A 14310-nucleotide genomic window follows, 5' to 3' on the forward strand; every position below is an offset into this window, starting at 1 on the left:
AAATCCCCCCAACCCCCCTTTGAAAGGGGGGCGAAGGGGGGATAGGGGGATGGGCATACCGCATCAGACGCCCGAGTGCTGTATTTACGACTGCTATAGGACAGTAAACGGAAATCTACTTACCGATTTTTTATTCGATTGAAAATAGCCGATAGTTTTGATTGGTTTAGGTGAAAATTATGGATGATTATTTACCTTTGTCTTATCTCAATGCCTGGGAATATTGCCCTCGGCGTTTTTATTGGGAATACGTTCTTGGAGAAATGGAAGAGAACGAGCATATTTTGATGGGAACTCATTTGCACCGCAATATCGATCGCGAAAATGTTTCTCGGGAAGGGAATCTTTTAATTCACCGCCAGCAGTGGGTTTGGAGCGATCGCCTCCAGGTGAAAGGGATCGTCGATGCGGTGGAAGAATGCGAAACTATCCGCGTCCCTTTGGAATATAAAAAAGGTCGCATGGCGCGCCATCTCAACGACCATTTTCAATTGTGCGCGGCAGCTTTATGTTTGGAAGAACGATTAAATTGTTCGATTGAATATGGGGAGATTTTCTATCACGGTAATCGCCGCCGCGAACGAGTAGAGTTTACCCTGCAATTGCGAATGGCAACGGAAGAGGCGATCGCCGCCGCACGGCAAGCGGTGAACGAGCTAATGCCTCCACCGTTGAAGCGATTGGCAAAATGTCGCGATTGCAGTTTATTCAATATTTGTCTGCCGAAAGAAGTCAAGAAGTTACACGAATTTGAGTGAATTTGAGTCTAATTTGAGTCAAAACTATGTCAGTTTTATATGTCACCCAACCGAATGCGGTTTTGAGCAAAAAGTACGAAGCTTTTAAATTGGCGATCGCCGCCGAAGATGGCTCGGTCAACAAGCAATCGATTCCGGCACAAACCCTAGAACAAATTGTGTTGATGGGTAATCCCAGCATCACCGGAGAGGCGTTATGTTATGCCTTGGAATTGGGCTTACCGATTCACTATCTCTCAATATTTGGTAAGTATTTGGGATCGGCGCTGCCGGGATATTCGCGCAACGGTCAGTTACGTTTGGCACAATATGCGGCCCATGAGGATCCCTCGCAACGGTTGACGCTGGTCAAGGCGATCGTCGCCGGAAAAATATACAATCAGTACAACGTGTTGTACCGACATGGAGAGAAAGATAATCCCCTCAAACAGCGCCGAGGGGCGATCGCCCAGCAAGAGACCCTCGACCAAACCCGGGGGATGGAAGGGTTGGCGGCGCGGGAATATTTCGCGCGGTGGGAGGCGATGTTACCCGGCCCGTGGACGTTTCCCGGTCGTCATCGCCGTCCGCCGACGGATCCGGTGAATGCCTTGCTCAGTTTCAGTTACGGACTGTTGCGGGTTCAGGTGACGGCGGCGGTTCACTTGGCGGGATTGGATCCGTATATCGGTTATTTGCACGAGACGACCCGGGGACAGCCCGCAATGGTGTTGGATTTGATGGAGGAGTTTCGCCCTTTGGTGGCGGACAATGTAGTCCTATCGGTGTTAGCTCACAAAGAGATTAAGCCCGATGATTTTACGGAAAGTTTGGGCGCCTACCGCCTCGCCGATGGCGCGCGCAAAGCGTTTTTACAGGCGTTCGAGCGCAAATTGAATGCCGAGTTTCAGCATCCGGTGTTTGACTATCGGTGTACCTACCGTCGGGCGATCGAATTGCAAGCGCGGTTGCTAGCGCGACATTTACAGGAGGGAGTCCCTTACAAACCGTTGGTGGTGCGATGAAAGATTTACTCTATTTAATAGTGTACGATCTTCCGGCGACGGCGGCGGGAAATAAGCGCCGCCAGCGCTTGCACGATCTTCTCTGTGGTTACGGGACGTGGAAGCAGTATAGTTTATTTGAGTGCTTTCTCGATGCGAAGCAATTCGCCAGTTTGCAGATTAAGATCGAAACACTGATTAAGCCTGCGGAAGATGCGGTTTGCATTTACGTGTTGGATGCGATGGCAGTCCGCAAGACGATCGTTTATGGGATGCCACCCCCTAGACAAGAAACGGTGACGATCGTATGATGGGAACCAAGCCAATTTCTGGCGGGGGAAAGCGGGGTCGATTTCCCCGGGGGTCCCGCCAAACGGCCAGAACCTTTACAAGTGAATAGTTTCGGAGTTTTTGGGTGCCTCGGTTAGCCAAAGGCCAACGGCTGAAACGGGGGTTTGAGTAGACTCCCGCCAAAAACGGCTAACCAAGGCTCTCTGGGTGTACGTTTCAGCACCCGGTCTTTCAATTCAATGAATCCCGGCAACGGGATTGAAACTAGGCGCTTCGTTGCAAGGTACTAGTGTCTCCGGACTTTCAATTCAATGAATCCCGGCAACGGGATTGAAACATTAAATAAAACTCCTATTGAAAATTTATTAGGAACTTTCAATTCAATGAATCCCGGCAACGGGATTGAAACCTACTCACAAAAAAGAATTGAATAAAAGGAAGAACTACTTTCAATTCAATGAATCCCGGCAACGGGATTGAAACAACGCACCCTATCTCACTAAGTTGGTGTGGGATATCTTTCAATTCAATGAATCCCGGCAACGGGATTGAAACCCAGGGAAGCCGAAGCGATCGCCGACAGATTGACGCTTTCAATTCAATGAATCCCGGCAACGGGATTGAAACCGTGACACTTTCGATGAATTCAATTAATTCTTGTTTCTTTCAATTCAATGAATCCCGGCAACGGGATTGAAACAGTAAGGCGTCGAAGAACCCATCATACTCTTCATCTTTCAATTCAATGAATCCCGGCAACGGGATTGAAACTCACGGCCTGCAAGAATTTTATCGGGGAGTTACAGCTTTCAATTCAATGAATCCCGGCAACGGGATTGAAACAAACAACTCCTCGAACAGGACATACTCATGCGCAAGCTTTCAATTCAATGAATCCCGGCAACGGGATTGAAACAAGCGGATGATAAAATAATTACCTCTTCCAGCAATTCTTTCAATTCAATGAATCCCGGCAACGGGATTGAAACGCAAAAAGCAATGGGACTATTAAAGCTTCTGGCTTTCAATTCAATGAATCCCGGCAACGGGATTGAAACTCGCATCTTCGTAGCGCAATCGAGTATGTGAGACGAGCACTTTCAATTCAATGAATCCCGGCAACGGGATTGAAACTTTTGTATGCTTTTTTGTATACTTTTTTGTCGAGCTTTCAATTCAATGAATCCCGGCAACGGGATTGAAACTTCCCTTGTCCCCCTCTAAATTTTCTCGGATGCTTTCAATTCAATGAATCCCGGCAACGGGATTGAAACTGCAGCCGCCCTGTTTTGGAGTGTTTATGCTTAAGTCTTTCAATTCAATGAATCCCGGCAACGGGATTGAAACCCTCGATCGCCTGAATCGTTTTTCCTAGACCCATATCGTCTTTCAATTCAATGAATCCCGGCAACGGGATTGAAACTAATATAACAGAATTTGATATCAACTCGCCTTTACTTTCAATTCAATGAATCCCGGCAACGGGATTGAAACATCGCGGAACAGATAAGCCAGAACGCTCCTTGGCCTTTCAATTCAATGAATCCCGGCAACGGGATTGAAACCCCTCGAGATCGACATTGCAGAGAGTGGCACTCTCGACTTTCAATTCAATGAATCCCGGCAACGGGATTGAAACCTTTCCAGTAATCTGGCCTGTAAGTCTCGTCTACAACTTTCAATTCAATGAATCCCGGCAACGGGATTGAAACTGTCGAGAATTACGTAGGAAGTGAGAAGGACAAGCTTTCAATTCAATGAATCCCGGCAACGGGATTGAAACTTCTTGTACGGCAATCCGCCGCGCATCATCTAAAGGCTTTCAATTCAATGAATCCCGGCAACGGGATTGAAACTGTCTAACTTAGAGTTAGAAAGGCGGGGTAATTTCCTCTTTCAATTCAATGAATCCCGGCAACGGGATTGAAACGAAACGAATCGCCTTCGTCTCAATACCGCGATGTACCTTTCAATTCAATGAATCCCGGCAACGGGATTGAAACAGCTCAATTTGCAGTTGGCGTGATCGCCCCTCCAGACTTTCAATTCAATGAATCCCGGCAACGGGATTGAAACCGCTATTATGGCTAAAATTTCTTCTTCGGAGAACGATAAGGCTTTCAATTCAATGAATCCCGGCAACGGGATTGAAACTTCTTTGAAGTATCCCATGGTATTTGGTCTCCGTTTCCTTTCAATTCAATGAATCCCGGCAACGGGATTGAAACGCGCCTATCCGCATCCTGACGGAGGGACTTCCGGCTTTCAATTCAATGAATCCCGGCAACGGGATTGAAACTAACCAAAGGAAGTCCGCCTTTAGATCGATAAAGCTTTCAATTCAATGAATCCCGGCAACGGGATTGAAACGAGGCGCGACTCTGTCATTCCCTCCCCGAAGGAGAGAATGCTTTCAATTCAATGAATCCCGGCAACGGGATTGAAACATGGGAAGCTCGCCATTGCTTAAGTGGCTTCCTTTAAGCTTTCAATTCAATGAATCCCGGCAACGGGATTGAAACACCTCTTCAGGTTTAAGTTTTGTCGAATAGATCCAGCTCTTCTTTCAATTCAATGAATCCCGGCAACGGGATTGAAACAACCTCAGTGGCGCATCCCTAGCCGATGCAATCCTTTACTTTCAATTCAATGAATCCCGGCAACGGGATTGAAACACTCGACCAGGGAATCGGGAACCGATACCCCATCTAGACTTTCAATTCAATGAATCCCGGCAACGGGATTGAAACGACCGTCTCGCACTTCGAGACGAGCATTGTTTTGTACTTTCAATTCAATGAATCCCGGCAACGGGATTGAAACCAAGTCCCTCGAAGAGGTAGCGGGCGAGATGAGATACCTTTCAATTCAATGAATCCCGGCAACGGGATTGAAACGAGTATTCACGCGCTTTAAGCGCGTAGTGGTCCCCTCTTTCAATTCAATGAATCCCGGCAACGGGATTGAAACAGGTACTAAAAGAGATACCATCGGGGTAGGCGAGAATCTTTCAATTCAATGAATCCCGGCAACGGGATTGAAACAGCAAATTGGGGAGGTAGAAAAGGAAGGAACTAAACTTTCAATTCAATGAATCCCGGCAACGGGATTGAAACGATATAGACAATAAGTTTCTGAATCGCCACCACCACCTTTTCAATTCAATGAATCCCGGCAACGGGATTGAAACAAAGATGAACAGCTCAAATTCACTTCACTCAAGTTCGCTTTCAATTCAATGAATCCCGGCAACGGGATTGAAACCGTACTCCTTATACAACCCCAAAAGCTTAGCGCCCATTCTTTCAATTCAATGAATCCCGGCAACGGGATTGAAACCGATCTTCCATTTATTGGAGCAGGAGGGGCGTCCCGTCTTTCAATTCAATGAATCCCGGCAACGGGATTGAAACAAATAGTTCCTCGAATAGAGCATACTTATGCGCGAGGAAGCTTTCAATTCAATGAATCCCGGCAACGGGATTGAAACGAGGCGCGCAACCAAACCCTAGACGCCGAAAGGGAAATATCTTTCAATTCAATGAATCCCGGCAACGGGATTGAAACTTGAATCATCTTATTCGTATCCTCCGCCGATCGCACTTTCAATTCAATGAATCCCGGCAACGGGATTGAAACTTTTCGCCTCGATTTCCTTGTCGATCAGGTCTAGATTTTCTTTCAATTCAATGAATCCCGGCAACGGGATTGAAACGGCAAGAAATAGTGAGGGTAGGGATTTCGTGAGAGAGGGTTTCCGACTTTCAATTCAATGAATCCCGGCAACGGGATTGAAACGGATTGAACTAGATATCTTAATCCACAGGTATATCCTTTCAATTCAATGAATCCCGGCAACGGGATTGAAACTAGAGACCCAACAAGGAGGTATTACAGGTAAAGGTTTAATCTTTCAATTCAATGAATCCCGGCAACGGGATTGAAACAATGAATTAAAGTTCGACGAGACGATCTCGGCGAGACTTTCAATTCAATGAATCCCGGCAACGGGATTGAAACACGGCATACTTCGCCGATCCTATCGAGCCATCGTCCCTTTCAATTCAATGAATCCCGGCAACGGGATTGAAACGGCTTCGTATGCCTGCTGCATTTCCACAGGACGATCATCTCTTTCAATTCAATGAATCCCGGCAACGGGATTGAAACATATTCCGCTTCAAGCGTTCCCGTCATCGATTCCAACTTTCAATTCAATGAATCCCGGCAACGGGATTGAAACCGCACAGGAGCCAATGCGTCGCATCGCCGTCGTCGCCTTTCAATTCAATGAATCCCGGCAACGGGATTGAAACGAAACTTCCGTTGCCGTAGCGCTGGCTGGAGGTTTCCTTTCAATTCAATGAATCCCGGCAACGGGATTGAAACTTCGTCTTGGAACGCCGAGGCAAACCCCATTGAGTAACTTTCAATTCAATGAATCCCGGCAACGGGATTGAAACAGAACCCCAGCAACCCAGTAGCCTCCCTCCCTGCTTTCTTTCAATTCAATGAATCCCGGCAACGGGATTGAAACGTCAACCGATAATTTGAGGCCAGGAAACACCTTGGCGGCTTTCAATTCAATGAATCCCGGCAACGGGATTGAAACCGTATCCTCCGCCCCCTTCGTCCCCTTCCCCTTGTGGCTTTCAATTCAATGAATCCCGGCAACGGGATTGAAACCGTTGGGCTTTCCCCGAACCTGCCGGGGTTGGATTCTTTCAATTCAATGAATCCCGGCAACGGGATTGAAACCGAAAATCGACCCCATTATGAAACCTAGTTTCCCCTAAGCTTTCAATTCAATGAATCCCGGCAACGGGATTGAAACCTTCTCCAACTGCATCATTTGAGCAGGAGAGAAGTTCTTTCAATTCAATGAATCCCGGCAACGGGATTGAAACTAGCTCTGCTTAATCAGCAATAGGGTTCACATTACCTTTCAATTCAATGAATCCCGGCAACGGGATTGAAACTTGATACGTTCTTGAACGAAAGAACCTTCGTATGCCAGGCTTTCAATTCAATGAATCCCGGCAACGGGATTGAAACAGTCTCACTTTTTGCCCCAGCAGTTCGGCCTTCGTCTTTCAATTCAATGAATCCCGGCAACGGGATTGAAACACCCGACTGGAAAGCTAGAGTCTGCCGATCTTTTTCTTTCAATTCAATGAATCCCGGCAACGGGATTGAAGCATAGGGGTCATTCAAAACGGCGGCAGCTTTTTCCACTTTCAATTCAATGAATCCCGGCAACGGGATTGAAACATCGAACTGACCCGCTTGAATGAGGCGATCGCACTCGGCTTTCAATTCAATGAATCCCGGCAACGGGATTGAAACAAAAAACTTATTCAGTGGACACAAGCGAATTACGATGTACTTTCAATTCAATGAATCCCGGCAACGGGATTGAAACGCGGGTGGCTAGCGAGTGGTTGCCGCGTGCCTCTTTCAATTCAATGAATCCCGGCAACGGGATTGAAATTCCTTCTAACTGTCAACAAACTAATCATACCGCCCCTTCAAGGCCATTGCTGCTGGGCGAGGGATTGAAATAATGGCAGAACGATCGCCCACCAAAACGACAAACAAAAAGCACGATCGCACCTCCCCTAAAAGCACGATCGCACCTCCATCAATTCAACAGAACTCAAATTTTAAAATTTGCTAAATCCCGATCGCCCTCCCCTTCACCATTGGCTCGACCATCCCTTAAACACCCATAAAATCGAGAAAAAACTACCGTCAATCCCTCGCCATCAAAACCACTTAACTACAGAACTTTTCAACACAACGCACGAACATTTCCACCCCCATCCCCAACGCCGTCTCGTCAAAATCGAAACGGGGGTGATGGTGGGGATATGCCAAATCCTTCGACTCATTCGCCGACCCTAAAAAGAAATAACATCCCGGCACTTCTTGCAAAAAGAAACTCATATCTTCACCCCCCATGGTCTGACATTTCGGTACGATCCCCGCCGGGGTTTCGACCACGTGTTCCGCCACCGATCGCACTAAATCCGCGATCGCGCGATCGTTGACCACCGACGGATATAACTGCCAATAATCTAAATCGTAACGGGCGCCGTGACTGTGACAAACTCCCGCAATAATTTCCGCAAACCGATGGCGAATTAAATCCTCCATTTTCGGATTAAAATAACGCACCGTACCGCTCAATTGCGCTTTCCCCGCAATCACATTGTTCGCACTCCCGGCGTGGAACTCACCCACCGTCACCACCGCCGACTCGATCGGATCCACATTGCGGGCGACGATCGTCTGTAACGCCTGCACCACTTGAGACCCGACAACGATCGCATCTACCGTTTGATGCGGCATCGCACCATGCCCGCCTTTGCCGAAAATCGTGCAACGAAACAACTCCACCGCCGCCATCAACGGCCCACTGCGAACCCCCACCGTGCCTAACGGTAAATTATTCCACAAATGTAAACCGACGATCGCATCCGGGCGTGGATTCTCCAAAACCCCCGCCTCGATCATCGGTTGGGCGCCGCCGGGACCCTCCTCCGCAGGTTGAAAAATAAACTTCACCGTTCCCGCAAAATCGTCGCGATGTCGGGAAAGATAGTAAACCGTTCCCAGGGCGATCGCCGTGTGACCGTCGTGACCGCAAGCGTGCATGATCCCGTCGTGACGCGATCGATACGAAACCTCATTCTCCTCCTGAATCGGCAAAGCATCCATATCGGCGCGAATCGCCAACACCGGACCGGGTTTGCTGCCGCGAATTGTGGCGACAATCCCCGTTTTAGCGATGCCCGTTTGATGTTCGACCCCCCATTCTTGCAACTTTTTACTGACAAATTCAGCCGTCTGTACTTCTTTAAACCCCAATTCCGGATGTTGGTGCAAATGACGGCGCCATTCCACTAACGTCATTTGCAAATTGTGGATTTCCGGTCGCAATCGGGATTCATCCGCACAATGGCGATCGAGTGGTGTAGAAAGCATGAGTTTTTTTTGTAAAAATGAGTACAGTTTTTCTTATTTTATTCAGGAAACAACGAAACTCAACCATCGCCAGCGATCGCCCCTCCCGCGAGACCCCCAGAAAACCCCAGGGAACGGCGATCGCCCCGTCTATTTCCTCTTTTACTTCTTCCTCTACTTCCTATCCCTTCGCCACTAGAGAAATCGGTAGCAATCGCTCTAAATCCAATTGCGCGGCGGCGGCAGCCAGTTTCGACAAATCTTCCGCATTTTCAAAATAGGGTAAAACCCCCAAAATAGGCACCTGCACGAACGATTCGATCGCCTCAATAGGCGTCAGATCCGCAATTTCCTCCTCCGTGCGCGCCTCGGTACAGTTGAGAACAATTCCCCTCAGTTCCACCCCCGACTGTCGGGCCAAGGCCACATTCGCCACCGTATGGGCGATCGCCCCCAAGCGGACCGGAACCACCAACACCGTCGGTAAGCGCCAATCTCGGGCTAAATCCGCCACAGTCAGTTCCGGAGTCACCGGAGAACCGAGACCGCCGAGGGCTTCCACCAAAACCAACGCTTTGCGCTGTTCCAACTGCTGGAAAATCGGCCAAACCCGTTCCAACTCCACCCGCCGTCCTTCCTTTTCAGCAGCCACCGGAGGGGCGAGGGGGGCTGAAAAATAGAGCGGATTGAGTTCTTCGGGAGATTGATCTAAATCGAACAAGCGGCGGTAAATCTCGCGATCGCCCGTTCCCGATTGAAGCGGTTTGATAATACCGAGAGCCCGATCTTGACAATACCGTTGCCAGTAAGCGGCGATCGCCGTCGTCAACACCGTTTTACCCGCATCGGTATCGGTCGCAGTAATTAGTAATGCACTCATAAGATAGAAACTTGAGGAATTTATCGCAGTTTTCACACCTATCGCCTTTCTCGGATTGATAAAGTAGATAGATAAAAATGGATCCAGGAGTGCGAGCTTCCAGCTCGCTAATTTACCAGGGAGCTAGAAACTCGCACTCCTCCCAACAATTATCGGATCTTTGCGAGAATCGCTATATATTTTCCCGATCGACCGTCCCTTACTCGCTGACGTCGATCGCAATCGCATAACGAATTCCCCCCGAACCGACCACATCAATTTGATACTGCCCACTAACCTGGACTTCCCCTTGCCACTGCACCAACTTTTCCGCATTCTCCACTAAAGTGCCGTCGGGATAGCGAATACTCAAACCGACCGCCCCCTCCAACAGTTCCACCTTGAGAGCTTGTCCCCGTCGAACGCTGACCAAATAGCGCTTTTGTCGAGCACTCGTCGTCCCCGAAACCGTCGTCCTCCCTTGCGGGGGCAGGGGTACCCGTTCGCGATCGATCGCCGCCCTCGGCGTTTCCGTCGGTTGTACCGTCGGGATCGGTTCCGGGATCGGTTCTGGGGTCGCAGTCGCGATCGGTGTCGGCGTCGGTTCTGGGGTCGAGGCTTCTTGCAAGCGCAGATTTAATTCAAAATTGCTATTGGGAAATCCCGGTAACGGAAGTAGCTCGATCGTGTACTGACCTGCCCGATCTAACGGTCCTTCCCACAACGATACTCCTCTCGAAGCCCCCGGAAGTGGTTGTCTGTCCGGTCCGATCGCGTTCATTAACACGCCGTCCCCACTGAGATAGGCGCTCAGACGATCTCCCGCTTCTGCGTCGATCGTGTATTGGATAATTTCATTTTCTTTAACGTTCCCCTGCACGGATTTGGCGTTTTCCCCCTCCAGGTTGAGGGCGACGGTGGAAATCGACGGTTCGGCGGGGGGAAGTTCCGGCGGTTCCGACGGCGTGGGGGAAGCGGTCGGACTCGGGGAGTCGGTGGGACTCGGGGTCGGCGTTTTCGTCGGGGAAGCGCTGGCGGTGGGAGTCGGAGTCGGTTGTGCGGTAGGGGTATCGAGATCGGAGAACAGGGGAGAAGCGGTCGAGATCGGCGTAGGCGGTTCGTTTTGGCGATTTCTGGTATTGCTGACGATCGCCCAGGACCCGAACCCGGCGATCGCGGCGAGGAGTACCATCGCGGCGGCGATCGCGATCGGATTGCTCCAAAATGCGTCATCGTCGCCGTCGTTTCCCGTCGCGGGAGAAATTTGGGGTTGAGTCGTATTCGCAGGGCTTGCCGGGCTGTGTCCTACGGCTACAGTCCGCATTTCCGAGGGGCTGGTCGAGCTGGCGGCCACCGCAGGCGGCGCGATCGCGGGTTGGGCGGCGATCGCGGGTTGCAACCCCAAGACCACTTCTCGGGCATACTGATAGCGATCGCCCGGTTTATAACTGAGCATTCGATTTAAAACCGTGGCCAATTCCGTAGAGACCGGAGACTTGACAAACGCCTGCCAATGCCAAACCAATTGGATATCATCGAATAATTCTTGCGGTTCGCGGGCGCTGAGCAACACCACGCAGGTCACCGCCAGGGAGTACAAATCGCTACTCGGGTAAGCCCGTCCGGTTTGGATTTGTTCGCTGGGCGCATAACCCAACTTCCCCACACTCGTCGCTTGCGGCGTACTCCCCTGCAAGCGGGTTGCAAGTTCTTTAACCACGCCGAAATCGATCAACACGGGCAGGCGATCGCGATCGCGCAAAATAATATTGTCCGGGGAAATATCTCGGTGAATAATTCCGCGCCCGTGGATATATTCCAACACGGGTAAAAGTTGCTGCATCAATTGCAACACTTCCCCTTGAGAAAATGCGCGACCATTGGCTTTGCATTCTTCGAGCAAGCTTCGATAAGTTTTGCCCTCGACGTAATCTTGCACGAGGAACAAACGGCCATTTTCTTCAAAAGTTGCTCGAAATTGCGGGACTTGAGGGTGTTCGAGTTGATAGAGGGTGGTGGCTTCTCGCGCAAACAGTTCTTCCGCTTTCTCAACCGCGTAAGCGCTGCTTTGACTGGGGATGAACTCTTTGAGGGCGCAGTGTTCGTTAAACCGTCCCAAGTCTTCAGCCAGATACGTTCGACCAAATCCTCCCTGACCTAAAATCGCGATCGGGCGGTAGCGATTTTGCAGGATCGTACCAGTGGGAATCGGTGGTTGCATAGCAATTTATAAAGAACAAAAAACAGGGAGTTTGGTCAACTAATTGCCCAGTTTGGCTTTTACCAGTTCTTGGACTTTTTTACCGTCGGCTTTACCTTTGAGGTCTTTCATGGCTACTCCCATGACTTTACCCATATCCTTCGGCGAACTTGCACCGACTCGGGCAATAATTTCGTCGATAATCCCTTCGATTTCAGCATTGGAAAGCTGACGGGGTAGGTATTCTTCGATGATGCTCAACTCTTGCGCTTCCTGCTCGGCGAGATCGGTCCGTCCGGCTTTTTCGTACTGTTCGATCGAATCCCGTCGCTGTTTGGCGAGTTGGGCGAGCAGTTCGATTTCTTGGGCTTCGGTCAAATTTTCTTGACCGGAAGGGCGCAGGCTAACTTCTTTTTCCAGTAAGAGTTTTTTGATACTGCGGACCGTTTCCAGGCGCAGTTTGTCTTTCGCTTTCATGGCGGTTTTGAGGTCTTGCGCGATCCGATCTTTTAAGCTCATAGAACGATCTCCAAATGATGAGTGTTTGATTGAGTTATGGGGTTGGGGTTGATTTTTGCGATCGCGCGATCGCCTCCCCGACCGCAACCGGGAAAGTTGGTTCCCGGATCTTGCCTAAAAATTTGTGTTGACAATGCACTGTATCGCCGCGATCGCCCCCGGGAACGGTCCGCTCGGTCTCGGTCTATATTCGTTCTAGCATTCCGTCACCATCCTATAAACTCTATGGTAACTATAGAGAACCATCCAGAACAACCGTCTCTTATTTTCCCGAGCCACACCGGAAAAGTGGAGAAAACGCCGCCGCGACCGCCGACAAATGGCAGGCAAGTTTATCGAAAAACGGCGATCGCTCCCCCCCTCATTCCCCCGCGATCGAATCATAAAAATTCTTTTAAATTGGCGCGCACGATACAGAAATTATTTTCATTTTTTGGTAATTTTCGTAAAAACTCGCATGTATATGTAGCAATCGAGATGATAAGATTGCGTTGAATGAAAGCGCTTCGAGGGTCTGCCGTGATCCGTTCTGCTACATTAACTCGTCATCCATCTCTGGCTACCGTCACCGATCATAGCCGACTGCGGCTATTCTCCGGCTCGGCGAATACCGTACTCGCTCAAGAAGTCGCCCGCTACTTGGGAATCGACCTCGGGCCGATGATTCGGAAGCGGTTTGCCGATGGGGAACTCTATATTCAAATCCAAGAATCGATTCGAGGATGCGATGTCTACTTGATCCAGCCGTCTTGCTACCCGGTCAACGACCATTTAATGGAATTACTGATTGTCATCGATGCTTGTCGTAGAGCATCCGCCCGACAAATCACCGCCGTAATTCCTTACTACGGTTACGCCCGGGCCGATCGCAAAACCGCCGGACGCGAATCGATTACAGCCAAATTAGTCGCTAATTTGATTACCGAAGCGGGCGCCACGCGCATCTTGGCGATGGACCTCCACTCGGCTCAAATCCAAGGCTATTTTGACATCCCCTTCGATCACGTCTATGCCTCCCCTGTCATCTTAGATTACCTGGCCAGTAAAGAACTTCACGATATCGTCGTCGTCTCCCCAGACGTGGGCGGTGTCGCCCGGGCGAGAGCCTTTGCTAAAAAACTCAACGACGCTCCCCTGGCGATTATCGACAAGCGGCGCCAAGCTCATAACGTCGCTGAAGTCCTCAACGTCATCGGTGATGTCAAGGGGAAAACGGCTGTTTTAGTCGATGACATGATCGATACGGGAGGCACGATTACGGAAGGCGCCCGCTTGCTGCGTCAAGAAGGAGCGCGTCAGGTTTATGCTTGTGCGACTCATGCCGTCTTCTCGCCACCTGCGATCCAACGGCTTTCCAGTGGCGTGTTTGAAGAGGTGATCGTCACCAATACCATTCCCGTTCCCGAGGATAAACAATTCGAGCAACTGACTGTCCTTTCTGTTGCCAACTTACTCGGCGAAACGATTTGGCGGGTTCATGAAGACAGTTCGGTCAGCAGCATGTTCCGGTAATTAGTTTCATGTTTCGTGAATTGCGCTGAAACGACCCAGCAATTTTTCGATTTTTTTCGATCTATTTCAATTGCCCGAACTCGGTACGTCCATCCTCCCGAACAGGGAGGGAAATCCCGTACCGAGTTCGGGCTTTTTCGTTCACGGACTGATGGCTAATTTTCCAGAATATTCCGGAAAATTAGCCATCCAAAGTGGTAGGATTAAATTGTGAATTTTTAC

General features: G+C 49.7%; 9 protein-coding genes and 1 CRISPR repeat array. Of the genes, 5 read left to right on the forward strand and 4 right to left on the reverse strand.

Going from position 1 to position 14310, the window contains the following annotated elements; genetic code table 11:
* The first annotated feature begins 179 nt into the window (after positions 1-179).
* The 3 genes from cas4 to cas2 are packed head-to-tail and all read left to right on the forward strand — an operon-like array spanning position 180 to position 2052.
* Complete coding sequence (cas4, locus tag HCG48_RS04120; RefSeq protein WP_210437170.1) at positions 180-758, forward strand: CRISPR-associated protein Cas4; 579 nt, start codon at positions 180-182, stop codon at positions 756-758.
* A gap of 26 nt (positions 759-784) precedes the next feature.
* Positions 785-1762: a type I-D CRISPR-associated endonuclease Cas1d gene (gene cas1d / locus HCG48_RS04125; RefSeq protein WP_168568025.1), complete on the forward strand. Its 978-nt coding sequence runs from the start codon at positions 785-787 to the stop codon at positions 1760-1762.
* A complete protein-coding gene (gene cas2 / locus HCG48_RS04130) occupies positions 1759-2052 on the forward strand; it encodes a CRISPR-associated endonuclease Cas2 (RefSeq protein ID WP_168568026.1) in 294 nt (97 codons plus the stop codon). Before cas1d ends, cas2 begins: the two co-directional genes overlap by 4 nt.
* Before the next feature lie 208 nt (positions 2053-2260).
* A CRISPR array of direct repeats spans positions 2261-7523; the repeat unit is 37 nt; unit sequence CTTTCAATTCAATGAATCCCGGCAACGGGATTGAAAC.
* Positions 7524-7807: 284 nt separating this feature from the next.
* Here the strand turns inward: cas2 and HCG48_RS04135 are convergent.
* A complete protein-coding gene (locus HCG48_RS04135) occupies positions 7808-9019 on the reverse strand; it encodes a M20 metallopeptidase family protein (protein WP_168568027.1) in 1212 nt (403 codons plus the stop codon).
* Here HCG48_RS04135 and HCG48_RS04140 point away from each other — a divergent pair.
* Positions 9018-9197 carry a hypothetical protein gene (locus HCG48_RS04140; RefSeq protein ID WP_168568028.1) on the forward strand — a complete coding sequence of 60 codons (180 nt, stop codon included), beginning with the start codon at positions 9018-9020 and terminating at the stop codon, positions 9195-9197. The two genes, HCG48_RS04135 and HCG48_RS04140, sit on opposite strands and share 2 nt — an antisense overlap.
* Here HCG48_RS04140 and bioD read toward each other — a convergent pair.
* The 3 genes from bioD to HCG48_RS04155 form a co-directional block, all read right to left on the reverse strand.
* A complete protein-coding gene (bioD, locus tag HCG48_RS04145) occupies positions 9180-9878 on the reverse strand; it encodes a dethiobiotin synthase (protein ID WP_168568029.1) in 699 nt (232 codons plus the stop codon). The genes HCG48_RS04140 and bioD overlap by 18 nt on opposite strands.
* 199 nt (positions 9879-10077) lie before the next feature.
* Positions 10078-12078 (reverse strand): serine/threonine-protein kinase, encoded by a 2001-nt coding sequence (locus tag HCG48_RS04150; protein WP_168568030.1) that lies wholly within the window; start codon positions 12076-12078, stop codon positions 10078-10080.
* Between the two features lie 39 nt (positions 12079-12117).
* Positions 12118-12576, reverse strand: coding sequence for a GatB/YqeY domain-containing protein (locus tag HCG48_RS04155; RefSeq protein WP_168568031.1), 459 nt, complete (start codon positions 12574-12576; stop codon positions 12118-12120).
* Positions 12577-13095: 519 nt separating this feature from the next.
* On the opposite strand from HCG48_RS04155, the gene HCG48_RS04160 reads away from it, so the two are divergent.
* Positions 13096-14088 (forward strand): ribose-phosphate pyrophosphokinase, encoded by a 993-nt coding sequence (locus HCG48_RS04160; RefSeq protein ID WP_210437240.1) that lies wholly within the window; start codon positions 13096-13098, stop codon positions 14086-14088.
* Positions 14089-14310: the final 222 nt, after the last annotated feature.

It is taken from the genome of Oxynema aestuarii AP17 (genome assembly GCF_012295525.1).
Classification (GTDB): Bacteria; Cyanobacteriota; Cyanobacteriia; order Cyanobacteriales; family Laspinemataceae; genus Oxynema; species Oxynema aestuarii.